This is a genomic window from Streptomyces sp. M2CJ-2 (assembly GCF_016757295.1).
Taxonomy (GTDB): domain Bacteria; phylum Actinomycetota; class Actinomycetes; order Streptomycetales; family Streptomycetaceae; genus Streptomyces.
Genome location: NZ_JAESIF010000011.1, coordinates 42,726 through 69,458 on the forward strand (window position 1 = coordinate 42,726; position 26,733 = coordinate 69,458).

The window sequence follows — 26,733 nt, forward strand, 5'->3', positions numbered from 1 at the left end:
CGCCGGATCAGTCCCCGTACGCCGCGGCCGCGTCGGCCTCCAGCTTCGCCTGCGTCCCCGCGATGTCCTTCGGGTTCTTCAGGAAGTCCTGCAGCGCCTTCCACTCGCCCTTGCCGGGGGTGCCGCCGAACGCCTGCGGAGCCTGGTCGGACATGTCGAAGCGGAAGTCGTCACCGGCGTCGATGAGCGCCTTGGCCATCTTCTGCTGCACCGCGTTCGGATACGCCGAGTTCGGCACGTTCTTGTTCGGCGAGAGGTAGCCGCCCAGCTTCGCCTGGACACCGGCCGCGTCCGGGGAGGCGAGGAAGGTCGCCAGGGCCTGCGACGCCTTGGAGTCCTTCAGGATCACGGCCGCGTCGCCGCCGGACACCACGGGCGGGCTGTCACCGACCGCCGGGAACGGGAACACCTTCGCGTCCGTGCCGACCTTCGCCTTGGTCTCACCGATGTTGACCTGCACGAAGTCGCCCTCGTAGACCATGCCCGCCTTGGGCTGGTCACCACCGGTGAACGTCTGCGTCACGGAGGCCGGGAACTCGGTCTGCAGCGCGCCGCCCGGGCCGCCCGCCACGTAGTCCGGCTTGCCCCAGATCTCCGCCAGCGTGGTCAGCGCCTCCTCCACGGAGGGGTCCGTCCACTTGATCTCGTGCGCAGCGAGCCGGTCGTACTTCTCCGGGCCCGCCTGGGAGAGATAGACGTTCTCGAACCAGTCGGTCAGCGTCCAGCCGTCGGCGCCGCCGACCGAGAACGGGGTGACGCCGGAGTCGTAGACCGTCTGCGCCGCGGTGAGCAGTTCGTCCCACGTCTTCGGCTCGCTCGCGCCCGCGTTCTCGAAGACCTGGGCGTTGTACCAGATCAGCGACTTGTTGGCGGCCTTGTAGTAGACGCCGTACTGCTTGCCGTCGACCGTGCCGATGTCCTGCCAGCCCTGCGAGTAGTTCTTGGCGAGCTCCGCCCGCGCCTCGGCGCCCAGCGGCTTGGCCCAGTTCTTCTCCACGGCCTGCTTGACGGCGCCCGGCTGCGGCAGCAGCGCCACGTCCGGCGGGGCGCCGCCCGCGATCTTCGAACCGAGGAAGTTGACGATGGGGTCCTGGGCGGGGACGAAGGTCACCTTCGCGCCGGTGCGCTTCTCGAACTCCGCCAGGACCTTCTTGAAGTTGGCCTGTTCGGTGCCGGTCCACACGGCGGCGACCTCGAGGCTCTCACCGTCCAACCGGGGAAGCGTGACGGTGGCGGCGGTCTCGTCGGCGGGACCGCCCGCGCCGTCCGCACCGTCGGAGGTGCTGCCGCCGTCGCCCCCTCCGCACGCGGTGAGCGAGACCGCGAGGACACCCGCGACGACGGCGGCCGAGGTTCTCGCCGCCCTGCGGGTGCGGGGAGTCGCCGTTTCCGTAAGCGTGCCGGGCGACCTGCGTGTCCGGATGATTCTGCTCGTCCTGCGCATCACTGCCCCGTTCTTCGTATCTCGTCGAACGTCGAGCGCTGTCCCGTGGGCTCTGTGTACGCCCGGGAGGACGGGGCGGCAAGACCGCGTCCTGTGTCAAGTCCGGGATCGTGACCGCGTCGTGACTCTCCGGGGCCGTGGAGCGCCGGATCGGGGCATGCCGGGGCGGGGCCGGGCGTGTCCGTGCCGCGCGGTGGCTGACGCGGGGTCAGCCGGCTCGGGGTCAGGTCAGAGCAGGGACGGCACCTCGGTGGCCGAGACCTGGCGGGCCGCGCGTTCCAGCGCGCTGGCGAGCAGCGCGAGGTCGGTCGGGCCGTTGCCGAGTTCCCGGACCGGGCGGCGGGCCGGCGGATCGCCCATGCGGTGCCACTCCAGCGGCACGACCGTGGGCCGCAGCGTCGCCGTGCGCGGGATGCGGCCGGTCACCCGTCCGCCCTGGAACGCGGTCGCCGTGCCGTCCGGGTGGACCAACTGCCCGCGGCCCGGCGCCGGTTCTCCCCCGCTGTCCCGGCCCTGCTCGAACGGGGAGGTGTCCCCACGGCCGCCCGGCGCGGGCGGGTCGAGCGCCACGCGCAGGGTCGCCCGCCTCACCGGCTCGGTCTCCGCCGTACGGGCGCAGGGGCCGGTGGCGGCCACCAGGTGCACGCCCAGCCGCTCGCCCTCCCGCGCGACCGCCTCCAGCGCCCGCAGCACCGACCCGGCGGCGGGCCGCCCCGGCGAGCCGAGCGCGGGGGAGACCAGCGCGTCCAGGTCGTCCACGACCACCACCAGCCGGGGCAACGGCGGCGGGGCCTCCGTCCTGCGCCGCGCGGCCCCGGGCCGCAGCCGCAGCGTCGAACTGGGCGGGGCGTCCAGGTCCCCGGAGTGCTCACCGCCGGCGGCCGCCTGGCCGCGGGGCGCGGTCGTGCGCTGGGCGACCATACGGTCCGACAGCTCACGCCCGGTGTGCCACTCCACGAAGTCCGACCGGCCGAGCAGTTCGGCACGCCGCTTCAGCTCGGCGCTCAGCGACTGGGCGAACTCCCGCATCCGCACCGGATCGTTGGCGCTGAGATGCGTGGTGACGTGCGGCACGTCCGTACACATCCGCAGTCCGTCGCCCGGTGCGCCGCCCGACGCGGCGGCGCACCGGCCGTCCACCAGGACGATGCCCAGCCGGTCCGGCCGTTCGGCCGCGGCCAGGGAGGCGACGACGGCCCGGAGCAGTTCGGTACGGCCGCTGCCGGTCGGCCCCTCCACCAGCAGATGCGGCCCTTCGGCCGCGAGGTCGGCGGGGACCGGGCCGCGCGGGCCGGCGCCCAGCACCGCGGACACCCGGCCGCCGACGCTCTCCTTGTCGTCGGCAGCGTCCGCCCAGCGGGCCATCAGCGAGGCCGGGGTGGCGCGGGCCAGCCCCAACTCGTCCAGCAGCCGCGCCGACTGGGGCAGCGGCGCCGACACGCGCGTGTGCACCGTGCCGGGGACACCCTCCGGGCGCAGCGGCGCCAGCGCCCGCGCGAAGCGTTCGGCCCACGCCGGGGAGACCGCGTCGACCGTGGCGACCGTGCCGTGACCGACCGGCCCCCGCGTCGCCCCCGTACCGGTGCCGGCCACCCGCAGCAGCCGCAGGGTGGTCGCCACGTCCCCGCTGAGCAGGGCGACGGCACCGCACTCCCGGAACGCCGGGGTCACCGCGCAGGCCGCCTCGTACGTCTGCGCGACCGGGGACGCGGCGGAGGCGGCGGACGTCTCGGCGAGACACACCAGGTGGATCCCGGCCCGCGGCCCCTCCACGGCCAGCCGCACCAGCGCGTCGCGCACCTCCGGGGCACCGGGGTCACCGTCCACGACGACCACGGTGTACGGCCCCGCGAAGCCGTCCGCCGGGCCGGCGCCGTCGCCCACGGCCCAGGAGGGACGCCGGTGCTCGCTCCGGTCGGCGTCGGCGGGCCGGGGCTGCTCCGGGATGAACGGGGCGGCGGGGGCCGGTCGGGTGGGCGGGGCCGGTGCCGCGTGGTCGTGGTCCGCCAGGCGGCGCAGCAGTTCCTCGGTGCGGGCCGCGGCCTGTTCGCGGTCGTGGGCGAGGAGCAGCCGGCAGTCCTGGCCGTGCCCCGGGCGTACGTGCGGCAGCCAGCCCAGCCAGGCCCATTCGGCGGTCCGCTCCTCCAGGGGGCGGGAGCGGTCCGCGGTGATCAGGACGATCTCCAGCGCGTCGGGGGAGTGCAGCGCGGCGAGTTGGGCCAGCACCACGCGGGCCAGCCCAGTGAGCCGCTCGCGCGGGCCGGCCAGGCCCAGCGAGCCCACCTCGCGCAGTCCCGAGGTCATCGGTACGGCGGGCAGCAGGCCCGAGCCGCCCGGCACCGCCCGGTCGGCCGTGCCGAGGCGTATCGCGAGGGTCTCCGGATGGCCGGGCCCGCGCTCCCACAGCCGGGGGCCGGGGCCCAGCGCGGTCAGCAGCAGGGCGGCGGGGTCGGGCCAGGTCTCGGGCGGCCCCGGCGCGGCCACGGCCCGTTCGGGCGGGACGGCGCCGGCCGCCTCCCCGCCGGACCCGTCCGCCCCGGCGCTCTCCGGTCCCTGGCGTCCCCCGGCCAGGCGCCGCGCCCACGCGGAGAGCCCGCCGCGCCTGCGGGCGCCGGAAGGCTGCTGCGTGAGCCCGGCGCCGTCCAGGTCGGTGCCGCGCAGCGGGGTGCCCTTGCGGCTGGTGGGGGGAGGGGTTCCGGGGCCGCCGGTGCCCGAGTGGGTGAGCCCGGTGGGGGGCGCCGGGGGTGCCGGGGGCTCTGGGGGCGTCCCGCCGTACGGGTCGTCCGGGCGCCCGGTGTCCGGGTCGCCGTCGGCGGACCTCGGCTGCGACACCCGGCGCCCCCGGGGGACCCGCGGCAGCTCGCCCCGGGGAACGACGTGCACCGTGCGCCCGCCGGGACCGGAGGTGTCCGTCCCGTGGTTCTCGATCCCCGGTGCGCCGCCCTGGCCGGGGACCAGCGGCGTGTCCGCCCCGTACCCGCCGGAGGCGGTGGCCCAGGGTGCGGAACCGTGGCCGTGGTGGGTCAAACGGCCCGGCTGCACCGGCTGCGCGGCCGGTACCCGCGCATACCCCGACCCCAGCGTCCCCGTCCCCGAGGTCGTCCCGGCCGACGCCCCTGCCCCGGCCGGCTCCCCGCTGCCACCACCGCCGGCCCGGTCGCCGCCCGCGCGGGGACCCGGCACGCGTACGTGCCCCTCCCCGTCCGGGGTCGTCCGCGCGCGTGCCCCCGGCCCGGCGGCCGGGGTGAGGCGCAGGGCCGACTCGCCGATCCGCAGCAGCGCGCCCGGTGCCAGTGCGACCGGGCGCGGGCCCACCCGCCGGCCGTCCAGGGTCGTGCCGTTCGTGGAACCGAGGTCGGCGACCGAGACCCTGCCGTCCGGGCCGACCGTCACCGCGCAGTGCAGCCGGGAGACGTCCGGGTCGTCGAGCGGCACATCGGCGTCGGCCGAGCGGCCGATGCGGATCTCACCGCCGTGCAGCAGATGGACGCCGCCCGCGTCGGGCCCGGCGACGACATGGAGCCTGGTCGGGGTGTCGTCCAGCTCGGGATGCGGCTCGGGTGCGCCCGGGGCGCCCACGGCCAGCACCGCGCCGTCGGTCAGCGGAGGCTCGCCGAGGGTGCAGCGCTGGGCGTCCAGCCGCTGGTCACCGGCGTACAGCACCGGGGCGCCCGAGCCCGAGGAGGAGGAGCCGGAGCCCCCGTCGCCGCCGGACACCGCGGAGACCAGCGCGGCGGCCACCGCCGCCAGGGCCGTGCCGGCGGGGGCGGTGACGACCACGTGGCCCCGCTCGGGGGAGGGCGGGCCCAGCGGGTCTACGACGGTCAGCCGGATCTGCATCGCCGGGAGCGGTCCCTTCTGCGCGGGCGCCCGCGGCACAGGGGACGAAGCGGCCCCGCGGTCCCCCACCGCGGACTTCCCCCACCACCACACGCGCACGTACGGCCAGTACTGCAGGCATCCTCGCACCTGACACCGGCAACATGCCCGCCCCCCGGCATCAAATGATCTTGATTGGTCGGCTCTGCCCTCAAAAGTGCCTGACCAATACGCCGCGGATGATCGTTTCGGCGTCACTTGAGATCGGTCACGTCCGGTGTCCGGCAACCAAACGGACCGAGTCGAGCGTCTTTCGTCGAACGCGGACGGGAACCCGCACGTAGAACCTCACACGGCCCCTGCTGGAACCCGACACAGGGCGGAAAGCCGGCACGGACCCGACACGAAAAGGACGGGAAGACGTCGAAGTTGGCAAGCCGGTGTCCCGTGCGGCGGCACTACAGTGGGCGGAGCATTTCCGTTCCGCGGTACGACGAACCACGGTGTACGCCAGCCAAGCAAGCAGCAGGGAGCGCATGACGTGCGGCCGGTAGGGAGCAAGTACCTGCTCGAGGAGCAGATCGGACGCGGCGCCACGGGCACCGTCTGGCGGGGCCGCCAGAGGGAGACCGCGGGGGCCGAGGCGGCGGTGCCCGGCCAGCCGGGTGAGACCGTCGCGATCAAGGTCCTCAAGGAGGAGCTCGCGAGCGACGCGGACATCGTGACGCGGTTCCTGCGGGAGCGCTCCGTCCTGCTCAGGCTGACCCACCCCAACATCGTCCGGGTCCGCGACCTGGTCGTCGAGGGCGATCTGCTGGCTCTGGTCATGGACCTCGTCCAGGGCCCCGACCTGCACCGCTACCTGCGGGAGAACGGCCCGTTCACCCCCGTCGCCGCCGCGCTGCTGACCGCTCAGATCTCCGACGCGCTCGCCGTCAGCCACGCCGACGGCGTGGTGCACCGCGACCTGAAGCCCGCCAACGTCCTGCTCAAGCAGGACGGCGGCGAGATGCATCCGATGCTGACCGACTTCGGCATCGCCCGGCTGGCCGACTCCCCGGGCCTGACCCGCACCCACGAGTTCGTCGGCACGCCCGCGTACATCGCGCCCGAGTCCGCCGAGGGCCGCCCGCAGACCTCCGCCGTCGACATCTACGGCGCCGGCATCCTGCTGTACGAGCTGGTCACCGGCCGCCCGCCGTTCTCCGGCGGCTCCGCCCTGGAGGTGCTGCACCAGCACCTGAGCGCCGAACCGTGCCGCCCCTCCACGGTCCCGGACCCGCTGTGGACGGTCATCGAACGCTGCCTCAGCAAGGAACCCGAGCGCCGGCCCAGCGCCGAGAACCTCGCGCGCGGCCTGCGCGTCGTCGCCGACGGAACCGGTGTGCACGCGAACTCCGCGCAGATCGCCGCCGCGGAGAACGTCGGCGTGCTCCTCATGCCCGACCCGGCGCCCGCCCCCGTGCCCGGCACACCGGGCGCGCCCGGTGCCGCCGACCCGACGCAGGTGCTGCCGCACACCGGGGGCGCGTACGACCCCGACGGCGCGACCAGCGTCCTGCCGCACGCCGGTGCCCACCCCGGCGGGCCCTCCGGTGCCGCCGACCCGACCGCCGTCATGCCCCCGGTGCCACCGGGCCCGCCCGGCCAGGGCGGCCAGGGGCAGGGCGGCCCCGACGACCCGCACCCCTGGCAGAACCAGCTGCGCGCGGCCCGCGACCGCAACGAGCAGACGCAGGTCCAGTACCTCGACCCGGGCGAGGACCCGCTGCGCCGCCGCCCCCAGCGGCAGGTCGCCCGGCCGCCGCAGCCGCCGCAGCCGGCGCAGCAGCCGCCGCAACGTCGTCCGCAGCCCCAGCCCGCTCCCGGCTACGGACGGCAGCAGCAGCCGTACCAGCAGCCGCAGCAGTACGCCCCGCCGCCACCGCAGCGGCCGCGGCAGCCCGAACCGCAGCGGTACACCCCGCCGCCGGAGCCGCGGCGTCCCGCGCGCGAGCCCCGGCAGCGGCAGCGCAGCGCCAACCCGATGCGCATCCCCGGTCTCGGCTGCCTGAAGGGCTGCCTGTTCACGATCATCATCCTGTTCGTCGCGAGCTGGCTGATCTGGGAGCTGAGCCCGCTGCAGGACTGGATCGGCAGCGGCAAGGGCTACTGGGACCAGCTCACCGACTGGTTCGGCACGGCGACGGACTGGATCCAGGACCTGGGCGGACCCGGGGCGCCGTAGAGCCCCGACCACCATGGGCGCCCGCCCCCTCCGGGGGCGGTTCCGACTTGTTTGCCGATTTGTCGACACCCGGCGGGTGAATTCGGCGTCCCCGGTGAACGTCGGCTTTCGAGGCGCGTAGCTTTGGCGGCAACACGCGTCGGTAGGAGCAGTCTTGGCACGGAAGATCGGCAGCCGGTACACCGCCCACCAGATCCTGGGTCGGGGCAGCGCCGGCACGGTGTGGCTCGGCGAAGGGCCGCGAGGACCCGTCGCCATCAAGTTGCTGCGCGAGGACCTCTCCTCCGACCAGGAGCTCGTGGGGCGTTTCGTGGGGGAGCGGACGGCACTGCTCGGCCTGGAGCACCCGCACATCGTCTCGGTGCGCGACCTGGTGGTCGACGGCAACGACCTCGCCCTGGTCATGGACCTGGTCCGCGGCACGGATCTGCGCACCCGGCTCGACCGGGAGCGCAGGCTCGCACCGGAGGCCGCGGTGGCGATCGTCGCCGACATCGCGGACGGCCTGGCGGCGGCGCACGCGGCGGGGGTCGTGCACCGGGACGTCAAACCGGAGAACGTGCTGCTGGACATGCAGGGCCCGCTCGGCCCCGGCGGCTCGCACCGCGCCCTGCTGACCGACTTCGGAGTGGCCAAACTCATCGACACCCCGCGCCGCACCAGGGCCACGAAGATCATCGGGACGCCGGACTACCTGGCGCCGGAGATCGTGGAGGGCCTGCCGCCGCGCGCGTCGGTCGACATCTACGCGCTCGCCACGGTCCTGTACGAGCTGCTCGCGGGCTTCACGCCGTTCGGCGGCGGGCACCCCGGGGCGGTGCTGCGCCGCCACGTCACCGAGTCGGTGGTCCCGCTCCCCGGCATCCCCGACGAACTGTGGCAGCTGCTCGTGCAGTGCCTGGCCAAGGCGCCGGCCTCGCGGCTGCGCGCCTCGGAGCTGGGGACACGGCTGCGGGAGCTGCTGCCGATGCTGGCGGGGATGCCGCCGCTGGACGTGGACGAGCCGGACAACGATCCGGTGGAGCCGGAGCGGCCGGAGCGGCCGGAGCGAGGGGACACCCCGGCCTCCGGTCCGGCACCGGGCACCGGGGTGCCCGTGCGGCGGCGCGGCGCGGTCCCGCTGGTGCCGGGTGCGAAGCCGGCCGACTCCAACCGGGACACCCACACCTCGATGCGGGTGCCGTCCCCCGACGAGCTGCCCGGCGGCGTCCGCGGCACGGCCCGCGCGCCTCGCGCGAGCGGCGCCCGCCGTCCCGGTTCGGCCCGCAACCGCGCGCTCGCCCGCCGACGCCGGCTGACCCTGGCCGCGCTGACGGTGACCCTGCTGGCCGCGGTGGGCGCGGGCGCCTGGCTGGCCGCCTCGGACGACGAGCCGGCAACGAACCACAAGGGCAACGACGGCAGCGGCAACTCGGCCCCAGCCACCCCCTGAGCCGCACCCGCCCCACGCGTGACCGGTACTGACGTCACCGGTGGGGATTCCGGCCCGGTGTTCGGTAGGGGCGGCTCGAGCGAGCCGTTACGCTGGGGGTGTGGCAGTCGTCGATGTATCCGAAGAGCTCAAGTCCCTCTCCTCGACCATGGAGTCGATCGAGGCCGTTCTGGACCTCGACAGGATGAGGGCAGACATCGCCGTGCTCGAGGAGCAGGCGGCCGCGCCCTCCCTGTGGGACGACCCGGAGGCGGCGCAGAAGATCACCAGTAAGCTCTCCCACCTCCAGGCCGAGGTCAGGAAGGCGGAGACGCTGCGCGGGCGGATCGACGATCTCGCCATTCTCTTCGAGATGGCCGAGGAGGAGGACGACCCGGACACCCGCGCGGAGGCCGAGGCCGAGCTCACGGGCGTCCGCAAGGCGCTCGACGAGATGGAGGTCCGCACCCTCCTGTCCGGCGAGTACGACGCCCGTGAGGCGCTCGTCAACATCCGGGCGGAGGCCGGGGGCGTCGACGCCGCCGACTTCGCGGAGAAGCTCCAGCGGATGTACCTGCGCTGGGCCGAGCAGCACGGCTACAAGACCGAGGTCTACGAGACGTCGTACGCGGAGGAGGCCGGCATCAAGTCGACCACCTTCGCCGTGCAGGCGCCCTACGCCTACGGCACCCTCTCGGTCGAGCAGGGCACGCACCGCCTGGTGCGCATCTCGCCCTTCGACAACCAGGGCCGGCGCCAGACCTCGTTCGCGGGCGTCGAGGTGCTCCCCGTCGTCGAGAAGGCCGACCACGTCGACATCGACGAGAGCGAGCTGCGCGTCGACGTCTACCGCTCCTCGGGCCCCGGCGGCCAGGGCGTCAACACCACCGACTCCGCGGTGCGCATCACGCACCTCCCGACCGGCATCGTGGTCTCCTGCCAGAACGAGCGCTCCCAGATCCAGAACCGCGCCACCGCGATGAACGTCCTCCAGGCCAAGCTGCTGGAGCGGCGCCGCCAGGAGGAGCAGGCCAAGATGGACGCCCTCAAGGGCGACGGCGGCAACTCCTGGGGCAACCAGATGCGTTCGTACGTGCTGCACCCCTACCAGATGGTCAAGGACCTGCGCACGGAGCAGGAAGTCGGCAACCCCGAGGCCGTGTTCAACGGTGAGATCGATGGCTTCCTGGAGGCCGGAATTCGCTGGCGCAAGCAGCGGGAGAAGTGACCTCCGCGCTGACAGCGCTTTGTCGACAAGGCAACTGCCGCCCCCAGGGCGGCAGTTGCCTTTCGTATGCCGGTGATGTCGGGGTTTTACATCACACTCACGGCTTCGATGTCCGGCAAACCGCGCGTAGGTGGGCATCGCGTACGCAACGGCCTTGACGTTCATTTGAAAAGTGGGAAGGGTGAGGCGCGGCATGCGTATCTCTGGGGCGCATGTGAACCGGGGGGCGTTTCATCGCAGTCACCCCCGTTGATCACGGCCCCGAGCGCCGCCTCATTGACGATGAGCTACTGGGGGTAGCAACCAGATGACCAAGAAGACGCGTATCCGTGTCGCACGGATCGCGGCCGCTGCCGTGATCGCGGGCGGCGCCTCGCTGACCGCCGCCGGCGCGGCCTCCGCCCTCGGCATAGGTGTGAACGCCGGTGTCGGGAGCCAGGGCGCCAACGTCGGCGTCAACGTGAACGTCGGGGACGAGGACTCGGACGGCGGGGAGCCCACCCCGCCGGAGACCCCGCCGACCGAGCTCCCGACCGAGGACCCCACGACCGACCCGATCGAGGAGCCCACGACGGAGCCCACGACGGAGCCGACCGAGGAGCCGTCCGAGGACCCCACGACCGACCCGACCGAGGACCCCACGACGGCCCCGACCACCCCGGGTGCCGGCAAGGGTGACGGAGGCAACGGCAACGACAAGGGCAACGGTGGTGGCGGCAACGCCGCCAACCCCGCCGGGGGCTCCGACGTCTCCACCCAGGAGAAGGGCTCCTCGGCCCTCACCGGCACGGGCGACGAGCCCGCCACGTCGGCCCAGGGCAACGGCCAGGAGCTCGCCGAGACCGGCGCCGCCGAGATGACCTTCCTGGTGCTCGGCGCCGCCACGATGATCGCCGGCGGCATCGGCTTCCGCGTGCTGCCGCGCCTCATGACCGGCCGCGACGGCGCCGCCGCCTGACGGTGACGCCACGCGTACACACCGTACGCAGGGCGGGGAAACAGGCCGAGGGGCCCGGAGCGCAGCTGCGCTCCGGGCCCCTCGGGCGTGCTCAGGGTTCTCCGTGCCGGATGTGCCGGACGTACCGGACGGCGGATCCGCGACGGTCAGACGGTCTGGTGGGCGAGCAGTGCCACCGCCGCGACCAGGACCGCCAGCAGGGCGATCAGCGTCATGGGGTTCAGGCCCGCGAAGAAGTTCACCTGCTGCATCCGCTCGCGGCTCGCACGGCACACCGGGCACCGGCCCTCGCTCACGGGTGCGGCGCAGTTGGCGCACACCAGCCGGTCGTACGTCATCCGCTCTCCCTCCTCGCACCGGTTCCAGTCAGTACAACGCTCGCGGCGGCGCGAACGTTCCCCCCCACCACTGTGCCAGGTTCCCCGGAAATCGGCGCGGCCCCCGTACCCTGCCCGCCCCGCCCCCGCCTCCGGGCCGACGGGCCCGCCGCACATCCGGAATAAAGCGCGCAAGTGGCACGCAACCCACTCCGGTGACTGCGGTCGGGCTTCCGCTTCGCGTAAGGTCACGCACATCTACCCCCGGCGACCCGTGGTGCACCCGTGATCCGATTCGACAACGTCTCCAAGGCCTACCCCAAGCAGAACCGTCCCGCCCTCCGAGATGTCTCCCTGGAGGTCGAGAAGGGCGAGTTCGTGTTCCTCGTGGGGTCCTCGGGCTCCGGCAAGTCCACCTTCCTGCGGCTGATCCTCCGCGAGGAGCGGGCCAGCCACGGTCAGGTGCACGTCCTGGGCAAGGACCTCGCGCGCGTCTCCAACTGGAAGGTGCCGCAGGTCCGGCGCCAGCTGGGGACGGTGTTCCAGGACTTCCGCCTGCTGCCCAACAAGACGGTCGCCGAGAACGTGGCCTTCGCGCAGGAGGTCATCGGCAAGTCCCGGGGCGAGATCCGCAAGTCCGTGCCGCAGGTGCTCGACCTCGTCGGGCTCGGCGGCAAGGAGGACCGGATGCCCGGTGAGCTCTCCGGCGGTGAGCAGCAGCGCGTCGCCATCGCGCGGGCCTTCGTCAACCGGCCCAAGCTGCTCATCTGCGACGAGCCCACCGGCAACCTCGACCCGCAGACCTCGGTGGGCATCATGAAGCTGCTCGACCGCATCAACCGGACGGGCACCACGGTGGTGATGGCGACGCACGACCAGAACATCGTGGACCAGATGCGCAAGCGCGTCATCGAGCTGGAGAAGGGCCGTCTCGTCCGCGACCAGGCGCGCGGCGTCTACGGCTACCAGCACTGACGAGGAACGGAAAGGCTCAACCCCACGCCATGCGCGCCCAGTTCGTTCTGTCGGAGATCGGTGTCGGTCTCCGCCGCAATCTGACGATGACCTTCGCCGTCGTCGTCTCCGTCGCCCTGTCGCTCGCCCTGTTCGGCGGGTCGCTCCTGATGAGCGACCAGGTCAGCAGCATGAAGGGCTACTGGTACGACAAGGTCAACGTCTCCATCTTCCTGTGCAACAAGAGCGACGCCGAGTCCGACCCCAACTGCGCCAAGGGCGCGGTGACCGAGGACCAGAAGGGGCAGATCAAGGGCGACCTGGAGAAGATGTCGGTCGTCGACTCGGTCACCTACGAGTCCCAGGACACGGCGTACAAGCACTACAAGGAGCAGTTCGGCGACTCCCCGCTGGCCAGCTCCCTCACCCCGGACCAGATGCAGGAGTCGTACCGCATCAAGCTGAAGGACCCGGAGAAGTACCAGGTCGTCGCGACCGCCTTCGACGGGCGGGACGGGGTGCAGTCGGTTCAGGACCAGAAGGGCATCCTGGACAACCTCTTCGGGCTGCTGAACGGCATGAACTGGGCCGCCCGCGCGGTGATGGCGCTGATGCTGGTCGTCGCCCTGATGCTGATCGTCAACACGGTGCGCGTCTCGGCGTTCAGCCGTCGGCGGGAGACCGGGATCATGCGTCTGGTCGGCGCCTCGGGCTTCTACATCCAGGCGCCGTTCATCATGGAGGCCGCGGTCGCCGGACTCATCGGCGGCACCCTCGCCTGCGGGTTCCTGCTGGTCGGCCGGTACTTCATCATCGACAACGGACTGGCGCTGTCGGAGAAGCTGAATCTGATCAACTTCATCGGCTGGGACGCGGTGCTGACGAAGCTTCCGCTGATCCTCGCCACGAGTCTGCTGATGCCTGCCCTGGCCGCTTTCTTCGCGTTGCGCAAGTACCTGAAGGTGTGACTCTTGCCAAGAAGGGGCGTACGGTCAACCGGCCGTGCGCCCCTTCGCGTTGTCCTAGACTCGCCGGCATGTCAGGTCGTGCCCTGTTCTGTCAGCCCCGCCGCGTCCGTCGCGGATCCGCCCTGACGTTGGTGTTCGCGAGCGTCCTCGTGGCCGGCGCGGCCACCGGCAGCCTGCCCGCGGCCGACCGGGAACCCGCCGCGCACCCCACCCAGGCGGCCGCCCCCACCGGACGTCATGCGGAGGTCGCCGAGGCGGCCGAGGAGGCCATGGCGGCCGGCACGTCCCCGGTGGAGGCCGCCGAGCGCGCCGTCAGCCGCAGCGGGGACCGGTGGGGCGCCGTCTACTCCCCGGGCGAGTACGAGGAGTTCGAGGACGCCCTCGACGGCCGGTACACCGGCGTCGGCCTGTGGGCCCGCGAACGGTCCGGCCGTATCGAGGTGACCAGGGTGGGCAGCGACACCCCCGCGGCCGACGCCGGTATCCGCGCGGGCGACCGGCTGCGCAGCGTCGACGGCGAGCGGGTCGACGGGCGGCCCGTCACCGAGGTCGTCTCCTTACTGCGCGGTGACGACGTGGCCGAGTCCGCCGGCACCACCGTCCGCCTCGGTCTGGAACGCGGCACACGCGCGTGGAGCGAGACCCTGCGCCGGGTCAGGCTGTCCCGCGACACCGTCACCGTGGACGAACTCCTCGGCCGGATCATCGTCGTCAAGGTCGGCGCCTTCACCAAGGGCTCCGGAGACCAGGTCCGGGCCGCCGTGGAGGAGGCGCCGGCCGACGCCGGCCTCGTCCTCGACCTGCGCGGCAACTCCGGCGGCCTGGTCGCCGAGGCGGTCACCGCGGCCTCCGCCTTCCTCGACGGCGGCCTGGTCGCCACCTACGACGTCGAGGGCGAGCAGCGCGCCCTGCACGCCGAGCCCGGCGGCGACACCGCCAGACCCCTGGTCGCGCTCGTCGACGGCGGGACGATGAGCGCGGCCGAACTGCTCACCGGCGCCCTCCAGGACCGGGGCCGGGCGGTCGTGGTGGGCTCCCGCACCTTCGGCAAGGGCTCCGTGCAGATGCCCGGCCGGCTGCCCGACGGCTCGGTCGCCGAACTGACCGTCGGCCACTACCGCACCCCGTCCGGCCGGGGCGTCGACGGACACGGCATCACCCCCGACCTGGAGGCCGACGAGCAGGCGCTCCGGCGGGCGGGGACGGTCCTCGCCGGGCTCGGCCGGTAGCCGCGCGGGAAACGGCTTTCCGAAAACCCCCTCCGTAGTGCGAAAATGGGCGCACTATGGCTAAGGAAAAAGGGCGCAAGCTGATCGCGCAGAACAAGAAGGCGCGGCACGACTACCTCATCATCGACACCTACGAGGCCGGCCTGGTCCTCACCGGGACCGAGGTGAAGTCGCTGCGTCAGGGCAGGGCCTCGCTGGTGGACGGCTTCGTCCAGCTCGACGGCAACGAGGCGTGGCTGCACAACGTGCACGTCCCCGAGTACAGCCAGGGAACCTGGACCAACCACAGCGCGCGGCGCAAGCGCAAGCTGCTGCTGCACCGCGCGGAGATCGACAAGCTGGAGTCCAAGTCCCAGGAGACGGGGCACACCATTGTGCCGCTCGCCCTGTACTTCAAGGACGGCCGCGCGAAGGTGGAGATCGCGCTGGCGAAGGGCAAGAAGGAGTACGACAAGCGTCAGACGCTCCGCGAGAAGCAGGACCGCCGCGAGACCGAGCGGGCGATCTCGGCGGTCCGCCGCAAGCAGCGGGCGTAGCGCCCGCCCACGGCGGACGGCCGTGCGTGAGAGGGCTCCGGGCCCGTCCGGACCCGTCGCACGGGAATACGCTGGCACCGACCCGCGTTGGTCACGTACGATGGCGACAGCACCCCACAGCGGGTGCGCACCTTGAGAAGAGAACATGGGGATGATCGGTTTCGACAGCGGCTGTCGAAGCAGGGGAAGCGTGTCGAGGAAGCGGCCATGATCTCGTAAACCACAGGCCGAAAAAAATAATCGCCAATTCCAAGCGATCCATCTCCCAGGGCGAGCTCGCCCTCGCTGCCTGATTTCAGGTAGCGAGCAGCAGCTCTCCTACTAGAGGGAGTGTCAGCCCGGGGGTGTTCCCGACCCGGATCCTGGCATCATTCAGGGGACTAAACCTTGATCCCGGTCACGGGGTGAAGAGGGAAAACTAACAGTGACTGAGCCCGTCGGAGACTTGTCCGCGTGATCTCCGGGGCTGAGAAAAGCACAGCGGACTGCACACGGAGAAGCCCTGGTTCCGCACCGTTGGACGCGGGTTCGATTCCCGCCATCTCCACAATTCCCATGTGGGCACAGGCCCCGTCGCAGCAGCGGCGGGGCCTGTGTCATGCGCGGCCGCCCTTCCCACGGGCCGGCTCCTCGCCGTCGCGGTGCGGCTGCGTCAGCCCGTCGGGAGAACCGCCGCCACCGAGAACTCCCGGTCCTTCGGGCCCGCCTGCAGGGTGCCGCCCAGTGCGACGGCCCGGCCCCTGAGCCCGGCCAGGCCCGTACCGCGGCGTCGTCCGGTGGTCGGGGGGAGGGACGGCGCCGGGTCGGCGGCGACGCCGTCGTTGCGGACGGTCAGCCGGATGTCGTCGGCCCCGGCACAGAGTTCGATCTCGCAGATCCGGGCACGGCTGTGCTCCAGCACATTGCCCACCGCCTCGTGCAGCACCGACCGCAGACAGTCCGCCACCGCACCGCCCGGCTCGATGAGCGGTGGCAGGGAGGTGCGTACCGTTATCCCGGCAGCGGTGAGGAGCCGCTGGGCGTGGGCGAACTCGTCGGCCAGGGAGAAGGTCATCTCGGGGCCGCTGATGCGCCGCACGTCCTCATGCGTCCGCCGGGCGAGCTCCACGATTTCCGTGAGCGCCGCCCGGGCGGCCCCTTCGGAGGCGTCCGCCCGCAGAGCGTTCTCTCCCCGCGTCGCGATGACCACCAGCGACGTGCCCACGAGGTCGTGCAGATCCTGCCGCATCCGTGCACGGGTGCGCTGCTCGGTGAGCCGGGCCGTCTGCTCCCTGCTGCTGTGCAGACGGGCGGAGAGCCGGGCGAGGTGGGCGACCGCGAAGACCGTGCTCGCCGGGATCGCGGTACTCAGCAGAACGCTCAGCGCACCCCGGTCGGTGACGACCACGCCCATGTGGATCAGCAGCGGCCCGCTGGCGCCGACCATCAGTGCCACCGGCACGGAGGCGGTCGGCGGCAACGTGAGCAGCACGGCGCCGGCCAGGAAACCGAGCAGGCTCAACCACCGGTAGTGGAAGAGCACCAGCGGCAGGTAGGTGAGCACGGCCTGCACCAGCAGCAGAGCCCACCTCCAGCGGTACGGCAGCCGGTAGGGCGGCGGGGCGTACTGTCCGAGCAGGACGGCGGGCATCAGCACCAGCACGGTGAGTCCGGTCGCCATCGCGCGTCTGCCGATCGACGAAGAGGCGACGTCCAACGCCGTCAGCGCGAGCGATCCGACCACCAGCACGACCAGCGTGCCGAGGGCAACCCGAGCCCCCGGCGGAGCCGCCCCGCCTCCCCCTGCCCCGCTCCCCATCGTCCCCCCGCCCCTGCCCTGACAACCCCGCTCGTGGGTGGACCCACTTGGCGTCCTGGGTCGGGGAGCGGTGATGATCTTGGTCTTTGTGATTCTCACATGCTCTCCGCAGGGGGTGGAACCTTCACTTCCTCCCCCTGCGGCGCCCCCGCTTCGATCGCGCTTGATCATGCTCACGACCCGCCGCACCCGTCACCGGCACGGGGTGGGTGCGGCCGTTGCCGAACGGAGCGGCGCCGGCTACGGCACGTCAAACGGCCAGGCCGGTTATCAGCAGGAGTGCATCGGTGGAAGCGGAGGACCGGAGCCTGATCATTCTGGCTTTGACGGCTCTTGCCGCAGCGTGCTCGCGCGGTGGATCCCGGCGCCATGCGGAGAGACCGAGGGGCCCATGCCGCCCATCGGTCCACCGATCCGTCTGCCGCGCCCTTCAGCCCGGATAATCGATCGGTGATCAAAGTGCTGGTGGTCGAAGACCACGCTGTGGTGCGGTCCGGGCTGGTGGCGCTGCTCTCGCGGGAGTTGGGGATACGGATCGTCGGTGAGGCCGGCGACGGCGCGGCCGCGCTGGCCGAGGCCGAACGGCTGCGGCCCGATGTGGTGCTCCTCGACATCGACCTGCCCGTCATGGACGGCATCGCCGTCGCCGCCGCGCTCACCGCGCAGGTGCCGGGCTGCCGCATCCTGATGCTCACCGCCCTGGACCGCCCCGGCCATCTGGGCCGGGCACTCGCCGCGGGGGTCTCCGGCTACTTACTGAAAAGTGCCACCCTCGCCGAGACCGCGGACGCGATCCGTCGCATCGCCGTAGGCGGCCGACTGGTCGATCCCCGCATGCGCGACCGGCGGGCCCTCGAGCTCACCCCCTTGACCGACAGGGAGGCCGAAGTGCTGCGGCTGGCGGCAACCGGGGCTCACGCTCGCGAGATCGCCGCCGAACTCTTCCTGAGCGTCGGCACGGTACGCAACCGTCTGTCGTCCGCCGTCGGCAAGCTCCACGCCCGCACCCTCGTCGACGCGGTCCGCATCGCCGAACGCCACGGCTGGCTGTAGGAGGTGAAGATTTCACTTCCCGGGGCCCGCGCCGAGTGATGGGATCGAGCCGGTCGAGCTGCGCCCGCCGCCCGTAGGGCGCGGCGTGGCAGGTGTGCGGGAGACGGGGAGCGCTCGGTTTCGATGGTGGGGTGGCGGGCTGCGGTGCGGCGGGCGAGGGCGGAGTCAGCCGCGGTGTACGCCATGGCCCTACTGGTGTACGGGTCGGCCGTGGTGGGCGTGGTGTGCGGCGGGCCGTGGATGATCGTGTGGTTCCTGCCCGCCCTGCTGGGCTCGCTGGTGGCGATCTGGTTCGTGCGGCATGCGGCCCGATGGGAGAGGTCGGCGGCGGCGCGTGCGGCGGAGAAGGAAGAGCCGCGGCACTGACGTCACCTTTCCGTCCGTGCTTCCGCGCGCGGTGCGGTGCTGGCGCGTTCCGTCAGGCGGGGTGGGAACAGGGTGACCTCCGGCACCGGGGCGCCGGACAGCTTCCGTAGCAGCAGGTGCACCGCGCGGGTGCCGAGTCCGGTGGACGGCACGGCGACCGAGGTGGCCGGGACCCGGGCCGAGGCGGCCACGGGTGCCGGGCAGACGGCGACGAGGGAGAGGTCGGCGGGGATCCGCAGGCCGAGCTGCTCGAAGACGTCGATCAGCGGGTCGAGCAACGGTTCGTTGTGCACCACCACCCCGGTCAGCGCGGGCTGCTCGCGCAGCAGCCGCTCGGCGATCGCGCGGGCCGCCTCCCGGCCCGCCTCGCACGGGTACACGGCGGAGGAGAGCCGGTGCCGGTCGGCGGCGGCCGTGAACCCCTGCACGAGTCGGCGCGCGAACACCGTCCGCCGGACGTACACCTCCGGCGGCGAGCCGACCAGCGCCACCGTCCGGTGCCCGAGCCGGGCCAGATGCTCCACGCACAGCTCGCCCGCCGCACCGAAGTCCAGATCGACGCAGGTCAGCCCGTCCGGCTCGGCCGGGACACCGATCAGCACGGACGGCAGGGGCAGCGAGCGCAGCAACGGCAGGCGGGGGTCCTGGAGTTGTACGTCCATCACCACCAGCGCGTCCGCCGTCCCCGTCTCCACGACCCGCTCGATCCCCTCCTCGCCCTCCCCCTGGGTGAGCAGCAGCACATCGTGGTCGTGGGCACGGGCGGCGGTGACCACCGACACCGCGAACTGCGTCACCACCGGCACATGGACGCCGGAGCGCACCGGGACCGCCAGCGCCAGGACCCGGGAGTCGCCCCGGGCGGTACCACGGGCACGGGCATGCGTCCGGTAGCCCAGCTCGCGGACGGCGGCCCGGACGCGGCGTTGGGTCTCGTCGGAGATCGGCCGCTTGCCGCTGAGCGCGTACGAGACCGTGCTGGGGGAGACCCCGGCGCGCCGGGCCACATCCGTGATCTTCACCATCGGGGGTCCTCCACTGACACGGTTCGCGGGGGGAGAGAACGGGAGGGGGAACAGGAGGGGCAAGAGCGTCGAAGCGCTTCGACGGGTGAAGGTGTGTGCGAGCCGTGGGGCCGTCAACGGGCCGGGCGGGATTCGGCGGAGCGGTTCGACGGCCCGAACGGTGAGCGGGGGCCCAGCGGCCCGAACAGGGCCAGCGCCGTCAGCAGGGCCGTCCCGGCCGCCGCCACCGGAACCCCGTACCCGGCCGCCGCCGAGACGTGTTCCACGGCCCAGCCGCCGGCCGCGCTGCCGCAGGCGATCCCGCCGAGCAGGCCGGTCACCGCGAGCGTCATCCCCTCGTTCAGCCGGCCCTCGGGGGTGCAGCGCTGGACCAGCGTGATCGTCGTGACCATCGTCGGCGCCGTGGCCATCCCGGCGAGCAGGAGCGCCCCCGCCAGCAGCGGGAGCGAGCCGGTGAGGGCCGACGAGAACAGCGGCAGCACCATCAGCGCGGTCATCGCGGCCAGGCACAGGGGCAGCCGGGACCACGCGGACCCCGCCGGGCGCACCGCCCCGTAGGCGAGGCCCGCCGCGCAGGAGCCGGCCGCCTGGAGGGCCAGCACCGCGCCGGCCGCCGAGCGGTGCCCCTGTGCGTCCGCGAACGCGATCGTGACGACCTCCATCGAGCCGAACACCGCACCGGTCGCCAGGCAGACGACGAGCAGCGGACGCATCCCGGGCGCCCGGAAGGGAGCCCGACCCGCGGCGCGCCGCTCGGCCGGCGGCTCGGTGGAGCGCTGGGCGACGAACAGCGTCACACCCGTCAGCAGCAGCACCGCGCCCACCAGTGTGCCCGCCTCCGGGAAGAGCGCCGAGCAGAGGAAGGCCGCGAGCACCGGGCCCAGCATGAAGCACAGCTCGTCCGCGGCCTGTTCGAAGGAGTTCGCGGTGTGCAGCCCCTCGGCGGCGTCGGCGCGGTCCTTCAGCAGGTGGGCCCAGCGGGCCCGGGACATCCCGCCGGTGTTGGGCGTCGTGGCGGTGGCGGCGTAGGAGGCGAACAGGGTCCAGGCGGGGGCGCCGTGGCGCACGCAGAGCAGCAGTGCGAGGGAGCCGAGCACGGCGAACCCCGTCGCGGGCAGGGCGACGCGGGCCTGCCCGTACCGGTCGACCAGCCGCGCGGTCCACGGGGCGACCACCGCGGTCGCCGCCAGCCCGGTCGCGACGACGGCACCGGCCAGGGCGTACGAACCCCGCGTCCCGGCGATCATCATGACCGCGCTCACGCTGAACATGCCCATCGGCAGCCGGGCGACGAGGTTCCAGACGGTGAACGCGCGGGCGCCGGGCAGCGCGAACAGGCGGCGGTACGGGCCCCGCGCCCGGCCGCGAGAGTCGTCCGGCCGCCCGCGCGGCGCGAAGTCGACGGCGACCAGGGTGTCGGCCGTGACGGTGAACAGCGGGGTGTCCCGGGAGGCCGCACGGCGGCTGCGGAAGGTCGGCTGAGGCATGGACCCACCGTCGCCCGTGCCCGCGGCACCGGTCCAACACCTGATCGGTGCCGATTCACGCACCGGCGTTGTAGGTTCACCGGGTGTCCGCCCCCACCCACCTCGACCCCCGCCTCCTGCGCGCCTTCGTCACCGTCGCCGAGGAACTGCACTTCACCCGCGCCGCCATGCGCCTGTACGTGGCCCAGCAGGCACTCAGCCGTGATGTGCGGCGGCTGGAAAGGGAGTTGGGCAGCGAGTTGTTCGTGCGGACCACCCGCCAGGTGACGCTCACCGCCGACGGCGAGCACCTGCTGCCGTACGCCCGCCGCGTCCTCCAGGCGCAGGACGACCTGATCGCCGCCGCCGGACAGGCCCGCCCGCTGCTGGTGGACCTCAACTCCCCGGGCCTGCCGACCCCGCGCCGGGTCCTGCACCGGGCCCGCGAACTCACCCCCGGCCACGAGCTGATGGCCCGTTACGAGAGCGGCCTGACCTGGGCCGCGGCCGAGGTGCTCGCGGGGCGGCTGGACGCGTCGTTCGGGCGGTTCGCGGGGCTTCCCGAGGTGCTGCGGGCCGGACTCGACCAGCAGCCCGTGCGGTACGAGCCGATGGCGTTGGTGCTGCCCGAGGACCACCGGCTGGCCGCGCTGGAGGAGGTGCCGCTCGCCGCGATGGCCGGCGAGACGGTGTACGCCGGGGCGGGCAATCCGCGCACACCGGAGTGGACCGACCTCGCCCTGCGGCTGTTCGAGGGGCGGGACATCGCCCTCGCACCGCCGGAACCCCTGGCCGTCGGGGACGAGGAGTTCGAGCGGATCATGGCCAGAACACGCTGTCCGGTCCTCGCCGTGGTGGGCTTCCCCGCGCTGACCTCGATGGTGGTGCGCCCGCTCGTCGCCCCGGTCCCCTTGTCGCCTGTGTCGCTGGTGTGGCGAAAAGGCAGGATTCACCCCGCTCTGGACGGACTTCGCAGGGCTGCCGCCGGTATCGCCGCCGAGGAGGGCTGGTTGCGACGTCCTGAGGGCGGGTGGGTTTCGGACGATGATCTTGTTGTCATGAGTTCTTCCTGATGTATCGCGAATGACGTGAATCAGCACCGGGGACACGAAACCTCCGCGTACGCTACATTCGGTGCTCGAGCACAGTGTGATAAAAGGGGCGCTCGGAGCGGGTGGGGGACCGAATCCGACGGCGAGTGCTCGGGCCGCGAGCGCACCCCGGAACAGTCTCGTGGGGGAAGTGCGTGGAGAAGTGGCGAGAAGACGCCCAACCGGAGCGGTCTGAGACCGCTCCGGCGTCCGAGGGCGACCACGGGAACCGGTTCTCCCGGGGCGCGGCCGACCAGGCCGCCGAGCCGGAGCGCAGACCCTACGCCTCCGCCAGGGCCGACTGGCCCTACCCGTACGACACGAGCGCCGCGACGCGCCCGATGGGCGGCACGCCCGCCGCGGACGGCACGCGCAGGACGCCCGTACAGCGCGGACCGGAAGGGATGTTGCGCGACCCCTGGCAGGAGGACGCCCCGGCGACGGCCGTCCTGCCCTCCGCCGACGACATACCCGCCGACCACGCGGCCGACGCCGACGACTCCGCCCGGCAGACCCATGACCCGCACGAGGTGACGATCCAGCTCGACGCCGTGCAGATCGGGAACGGAGTGCTGCTCGGCACACCGAACCGGCCGGGCGGCGGAGCAGTGCACGAGCCCTCCGACGGGCCCGTCTTCGTCGACGAGTCGGGCCGCCGCGTCCGCCGCTACCGCCGTATCGGCCTGGCCGTCGGTCTCGCCTGCGCGGCGTACGCCGTCGTCATCGTCGCCACGCTGCTGTCCGGCAACTCCGACGCGCCCTGGGTGCCCGTCCCCGACCAGGAGCAGGGGCAGCCCGCCGAGAAGGTCGAGACCTCGCCCCGGCCCGCCGAACCGGACGCGTCCCCCGACGCCGATACCGCACCGGACCCGGGCACCGAGCCGACCGTCAGTGGACCCGCCCCCGTCCCCTCGCCCGACGTCGGCCTCCCCGCGGGCGGCGGGGCCGCCGCCGGGGACGGAACCGTCGAGCCCGCCGCCCCGTCGCCGACGCCGTCGACCGGGACCACCCCGAAGCCGGGCACCGGCACCGACGCCTCCCCGAGCGCTCCGGTCGGCTCCCCGGCCGGGTCGGGGCCCGCCACCCCGACGGCCCCCTCGGACGGCACCAGCACCGTTCCGGCCCCGCCCCCCGCCGGAGAGGACCCCGGCGACGAGGAACCCGCCGACACCGACAACCGCGCCCAGGCGCCCGCCGGCCGGCCGGCCGTGGCCGCCGAGAGCCCCGCCGCACCGCCGGCCCCGTCCACCGACCCCGCCGCACCATCCCCGGAGCACGTTCTCTGATGGCATCCCACCCCCGCCGCCCCGGGCCCGCGACCGGAGACCGAGGCGGCTCCCGGCGTCGCAGTCAGCCCAGGCGCCGCCGTCTGCCCCTGCGCCTGCTGCTTCCGCTGCTCGTGCTCGCCGCCCTGGCGGCGATGCTCATGCTGCGCGGGTACACGCACAGCGAGATCCTCGCCGACCACCGCGTCCGGCCGCCCGCGCCCACCGACAAGGTGCCGGACGAGATCCTCGAGGGCGGCCCGGTCATCGACGCCCGCGGCGGCCGCACCGAGAGCCTGAGCGTGCCCGACCACCGGCTGGTCCTCACCTTCGACGACGGCCCGGACCCGGTCTGGACGCCGAGGGTGCTGGACGTGCTGAAGAAGCACGACGCGCACGGGGTCTTCTTCGTCACCGGCACCATGGCCTCCCGCTACCCGGACCTCGTACAGCGCATGGTCGACGAGGGCCACGAGATCGGCCTGCACACGTTCAACCACCCCGACCTCTCCCTCCAGTCCAAGAGGCGCATCGACTGGGAGCTGTCGCAGAACCAGTTGGCGATCACCGGCGCGGCCGGCATCCGCACCTCGCTCTTCCGCCCGCCGTACTCCTCCTTCTCCGCCGCCATGGACAACAACTCCTGGCCGGTCACCGAGTACATCGGCAGCCGCGGTTACCTCACCGTCGTCACCGACACCGACAGCGAGGACTGGCAGCGGCCCGGCGCCGACGAGATCATCCGTCGTGCCATGCCGAAGAACGGTGAGGGCGCCGTCGTCCTGATGCACGACTCCGGCGGCGACCGCAGCCAGACCGTCGCGGCGCTGGACAGGTTCCTGCCCGACCTGAAGGAGCAGGGCTACGAGTTCGACAACCTCACCGAGGCGCTGGACGCGCCCAGCGCGATGAGCCCGGTGACCGGTCCCGAGCTGTGGAAGGGCAAGGCGTGGGTCTTCCTGGTCCAGGCCTCGGAGAAGCTCACCAGCGGTCTGGTGGTGGGCCTGGCGATCATCGGATCCCTGGTCATCGCCCGTTTCGTGCTGATGCTCCTCCTCTCCGGCGCCCACGCCCGCCGGGTCCGCCGTCCGGGCTTCCGCTGGGGCCCGCCGGTCACCGAACCGGTGACGGTGCTGGTCCCGGCCTACAACGAGGCCAAGTGCATCGAGAACACCGTCCGTTCCCTGATGGACAGCGACCACCCGATCGAGGTCCTGGTCATCGACGACGGCTCCAGCGACGGCACCGCCCGCATCGTCGAGGCCATGGGCCTGCCCAACGTCCGGGTGATCCGCCAGCTCAACGCGGGCAAACCGGCGGCGCTCAACCGGGGCCTGGCCAACGCCCGTCACGACATCGTCGTGATGATGGACGGCGACACGGTCTTCGAGCCGTCCACCGTCCGCGAACTCGTCCAGCCCTTCGGTGACCCGAAGGTGGGAGCCGTGGCGGGCAACGCGAAGGTCGGCAACAAGGACAGCCTCATCGGCGCCTGGCAGCACATCGAGTACGTGATGGGCTTCAACCTGGACCGCCGCATGTACGACATCCTGGGCTGCATGCCGACGATCCCGGGGGCCGTCGGCGCCTTCCGCCGCTCGGCGCTGGTACCGCTCGGCGGCATGAGCGACGACACGCTCGCCGAGGACACCGACGTCACCATGGCGCTGCACCGCGCCGGCTGGCGCGTGGTCTACGCGGAGAACGCCCGCGCCTGGACCGAGGCCCCGGAGACCGTCCAGCAACTGTGGTCCCAGCGCTACCGCTGGTCGTACGGCACCATGCAGGCCATCTGGAAGCACCGCCGCTCCGTGATCGAGAAGGGACCCTCGGGCCGCTTCGGCCGCGTGGGCCTGCCCTTCGTCTCCCTGTTCATGGTCCTGGCCCCGCTGCTGGCCCCCCTGATCGACGTCTTCCTGCTCTACGGCATCGTCTTCGGCCCGACCCAGAAGACGATCATGGCGTGGCTGGGCGTCCTGGCCGTCCAGGCGGTCTGCGCGGCCTTCGCCTTCCGCCTCGACCGCGAACGCATGACCCATCTGATCTCGCTGCCGCTGCAGCAGGTCCTCTACCGCCAGCTCATGTACGTCGTGCTGCTCCAGTCCTGGATCACCGCGCTCACCGGCGGCCGCCTGCGCTGGCAGAAGCTGCGGCGCACCGGCGTCGTCGAGGCGCCCGGCGGTTCCGTGCCCGGCCCGCGTGTGCCGAGCGACGACGACCGGAGGCCCGTGGCATGACCCAGCGCACGACCGAGCCCGCACCCGTACCGGAGCCCGCCGCCCAGGCCGCCGGCGCCGGGAAGCCGGGCCGCGACCGGTACCTCGACCTGCTGCGCTCCATCGCCCTGGTCCGCGTCGTGGTCTACCACCTGTTCGGCTGGGCCTGGCTGACGGTGCTGTTCCCGTCGATGGGCGTGATGTTCGCGCTCGCGGGTTCACTGATGGCGCGTTCCCTGAAGCGCCCGGCGGCGAGCGTGATCCGCAGCCGGATCCGCCGTCTCCTGCCGCCCCTGTGGGTGTTCGCCGCGGTCGTGCTGACGATGATGTTCGTCAACGGCTGGAACCCCGCGAAGGACGACGGCACCTGGGGCCTGATCGGGCTGGCCGACTACCTCGTCCCGATCGGCGCTCCGCCCTACCCGGAGCAACTCGGCTCCCCGTCGGGCCTGCTGGACGTCACCTGGGCGGTGCAGGCCGCGGGCCCGCTCTGGTACCTGCGCGCCTACCTGTGGTTCGTCATCGCGTCGCCGCTGCTGCTGTGGGCGTTCCGCCGGGCCCCCTGGCCGACGCTGCTCGCCCCGCTGGGCCTGACGGCGGTCGTCGGCACGGGCCTGGTGACCGTCCCCGGCGAAACGGGCAACGCGGTCACCGACTTCGCGGTCTACGGCGGCTGCTGGGTACTGGGCTTCGCCCACCACGACGGCATGCTGAAGCAGATCCCGCGCTACGTCTCGGTCTCCTGCGCGTCACTGGTGATGGCCTTCGGCCTGTGGTGGGCGGCGAACCACCTGGGCCCCGACGGCTGGGACCTCAACGACATCCCGCTGGCCCAGGCCACCTGGTCGTTCGGCTTCGTGGTGATCCTGCTCCAGTACTCCCCGTCGTGGCGGGAACTCCCGGGGCGCCTGGCGCAGTGGGACAAGCTGGTGACCCTCTCCAACAACCGCGCGGTCACCATCTACCTGTGGCACAACCTGCTGATCATGGCGACGGTCCCGCTCGTCGACCTGCTGTACCGGCTTCCGTTCATGCAGAACGAGCGCGGGGTGGAGGCTCTCGACAGCACGGACACGCTGTGGATGTTCGCCCTGGTCTGGCCGCTCATCGGCCTGACGGTCCTCGCGGTCGGCTGGGTCGAGGACCTCGCGGCGAAACGGAAACCCCGCCTGTGGCCCAACGGCGCGAAGCGCTCCACCGGTCGGCGGAGCAGGGCCGGTGCGGCGGCGCACCGAGGCTGACGCCGAGGGCCGTCCATCCGGTTCCGGCTGCCGTGTCCTGAGCCCGGGACGCCGTGCCGTGGAGCTAACGTGATGCGGTGTCGGCCGTTGTCGAGTCCCGTGCCGCGGGTACGGGGCGTCC

At 72.9% G+C, this 26,733-nt stretch carries 20 protein-coding genes and 1 other RNA gene; 15 read left to right on the forward strand and 6 right to left on the reverse strand.

Annotation, left to right across the window (positions count from 1 at the left end):
* Positions 1-7: 7 nt before the first annotated feature.
* Together JL475_RS11965 and JL475_RS11970 are read right to left on the reverse strand one after the other, a co-directional pair.
* Positions 8-1,444 (reverse strand): ABC transporter substrate-binding protein, encoded by a 1,437-nt coding sequence (locus tag JL475_RS11965; protein ID WP_202277546.1) that lies wholly within the window; start codon positions 1,442-1,444, stop codon positions 8-10.
* 228 nt (positions 1,445-1,672) lie between these two features.
* Positions 1,673-5,284 carry an FHA domain-containing protein gene (locus JL475_RS11970; RefSeq protein ID WP_202277556.1) on the reverse strand — a complete coding sequence of 1,204 codons (3,612 nt, stop codon included), beginning with the start codon at positions 5,282-5,284 and terminating at the stop codon, positions 1,673-1,675.
* Between the two features lie 520 nt (positions 5,285-5,804).
* Between JL475_RS11970 and JL475_RS11975 the strand changes: the two genes are divergently transcribed.
* From JL475_RS11975 to JL475_RS11990, 4 genes are all read left to right on the forward strand, one after another.
* Entirely contained in the window at positions 5,805-7,490 is a 1,686-nt protein-coding gene (locus tag JL475_RS11975; protein WP_202277558.1) for a serine/threonine-protein kinase, read from the forward strand.
* A gap of 154 nt (positions 7,491-7,644) precedes the next feature.
* A complete protein-coding gene (locus tag JL475_RS11980) occupies positions 7,645-8,922 on the forward strand; it encodes a serine/threonine-protein kinase (protein ID WP_202277560.1) in 1,278 nt (425 codons plus the stop codon).
* Positions 8,923-9,022: 100 nt separating this feature from the next.
* A complete protein-coding gene (gene prfB, locus JL475_RS11985; RefSeq protein ID WP_202277561.1) occupies positions 9,023-10,129 on the forward strand; it encodes a peptide chain release factor 2 in 1,107 nt (368 codons plus the stop codon).
* A gap of 307 nt (positions 10,130-10,436) precedes the next feature.
* On the forward strand, positions 10,437-11,087 hold the full coding sequence (locus JL475_RS11990) for a hypothetical protein (protein ID WP_202277563.1): 651 nt from the start codon (positions 10,437-10,439) through the stop codon (positions 11,085-11,087).
* 146 nt (positions 11,088-11,233) lie between these two features.
* On the opposite strand, the gene JL475_RS11995 is transcribed toward JL475_RS11990, so the two are convergent.
* Entirely contained in the window at positions 11,234-11,425 is a 192-nt protein-coding gene (locus JL475_RS11995) for a hypothetical protein (RefSeq protein WP_109378301.1), read from the reverse strand.
* Between the two features lie 264 nt (positions 11,426-11,689).
* Here JL475_RS11995 and ftsE point away from each other — a divergent pair, with 264 nt between their 5' ends.
* From ftsE to ssrA, 5 genes are all read left to right on the forward strand, one after another.
* Complete coding sequence (gene ftsE / locus JL475_RS12000) at positions 11,690-12,379, forward strand: cell division ATP-binding protein FtsE (RefSeq protein WP_109378302.1); 690 nt, start codon at positions 11,690-11,692, stop codon at positions 12,377-12,379.
* 29 nt (positions 12,380-12,408) lie between these two features.
* On the forward strand, positions 12,409-13,326 hold the full coding sequence (gene ftsX, locus JL475_RS12005) for a permease-like cell division protein FtsX (RefSeq protein ID WP_202277565.1): 918 nt from the start codon (positions 12,409-12,411) through the stop codon (positions 13,324-13,326).
* A gap of 68 nt (positions 13,327-13,394) precedes the next feature.
* Positions 13,395-14,555 (forward strand): S41 family peptidase, encoded by a 1,161-nt coding sequence (locus JL475_RS12010; RefSeq protein ID WP_202277566.1) that lies wholly within the window; start codon positions 13,395-13,397, stop codon positions 14,553-14,555.
* A gap of 56 nt (positions 14,556-14,611) precedes the next feature.
* Positions 14,612-15,091 carry an SsrA-binding protein SmpB gene (gene smpB, locus JL475_RS12015; RefSeq protein ID WP_109378307.1) on the forward strand — a complete coding sequence of 160 codons (480 nt, stop codon included), beginning with the start codon at positions 14,612-14,614 and terminating at the stop codon, positions 15,089-15,091.
* A 147-nt stretch (positions 15,092-15,238) separates the two neighbouring features.
* Positions 15,239-15,641, forward strand: a transfer-messenger RNA (tmRNA) gene (ssrA, locus tag JL475_RS12020).
* 102 nt (positions 15,642-15,743) lie between these two features.
* On the opposite strand, the gene JL475_RS12025 is transcribed toward ssrA, so the two are convergent.
* On the reverse strand, positions 15,744-16,820 hold the full coding sequence (locus JL475_RS12025) for a histidine kinase (protein ID WP_307825028.1): 1,077 nt from the start codon (positions 16,818-16,820) through the stop codon (positions 15,744-15,746).
* A gap of 519 nt (positions 16,821-17,339) precedes the next feature.
* On the opposite strand from JL475_RS12025, the gene JL475_RS12030 reads away from it, so the two are divergent.
* Both JL475_RS12030 and JL475_RS12035 read left to right on the forward strand, forming a co-directional pair.
* Entirely contained in the window at positions 17,340-17,942 is a 603-nt protein-coding gene (locus tag JL475_RS12030) for a response regulator transcription factor (protein ID WP_307825029.1), read from the forward strand.
* A gap of 183 nt (positions 17,943-18,125) precedes the next feature.
* Entirely contained in the window at positions 18,126-18,308 is a 183-nt protein-coding gene (locus JL475_RS12035; protein WP_202277570.1) for a hypothetical protein, read from the forward strand.
* Between the two features lie 2 nt (positions 18,309-18,310).
* Here JL475_RS12035 and JL475_RS12040 read toward each other — a convergent pair whose 3' ends face one another.
* Positions 18,311-19,333, reverse strand: coding sequence for a LacI family DNA-binding transcriptional regulator (locus tag JL475_RS12040; protein ID WP_202277571.1), 1,023 nt, complete (start codon positions 19,331-19,333; stop codon positions 18,311-18,313).
* Between the two features lie 113 nt (positions 19,334-19,446).
* Positions 19,447-20,820 (reverse strand): MFS transporter, encoded by a 1,374-nt coding sequence (locus JL475_RS12045; RefSeq protein ID WP_202277572.1) that lies wholly within the window; start codon positions 20,818-20,820, stop codon positions 19,447-19,449.
* 83 nt (positions 20,821-20,903) lie between these two features.
* Between JL475_RS12045 and JL475_RS12050 the strand changes: the two genes are divergently transcribed.
* From JL475_RS12050 to JL475_RS12065, 4 genes are all read left to right on the forward strand, one after another.
* On the forward strand, positions 20,904-21,872 hold the full coding sequence (locus tag JL475_RS12050; protein WP_202277573.1) for a LysR family transcriptional regulator: 969 nt from the start codon (positions 20,904-20,906) through the stop codon (positions 21,870-21,872).
* 173 nt (positions 21,873-22,045) lie between these two features.
* Complete coding sequence (locus tag JL475_RS12055) at positions 22,046-23,176, forward strand: hypothetical protein (protein ID WP_202277574.1); 1,131 nt, start codon at positions 22,046-22,048, stop codon at positions 23,174-23,176.
* Positions 23,176-25,392, forward strand: a complete 2,217-nt coding sequence (locus JL475_RS12060) for a glycosyltransferase (RefSeq protein WP_202277575.1) — start codon at positions 23,176-23,178, stop codon at positions 25,390-25,392. Before JL475_RS12055 ends, JL475_RS12060 begins: the two co-directional genes overlap by 1 nt.
* Positions 25,389-26,612, forward strand: a complete 1,224-nt coding sequence (locus JL475_RS12065; RefSeq protein WP_202277576.1) for an acyltransferase — start codon at positions 25,389-25,391, stop codon at positions 26,610-26,612. Before JL475_RS12060 ends, JL475_RS12065 begins: the two co-directional genes overlap by 4 nt.
* The last annotated feature ends 121 nt before the right edge of the window (positions 26,613-26,733 follow it).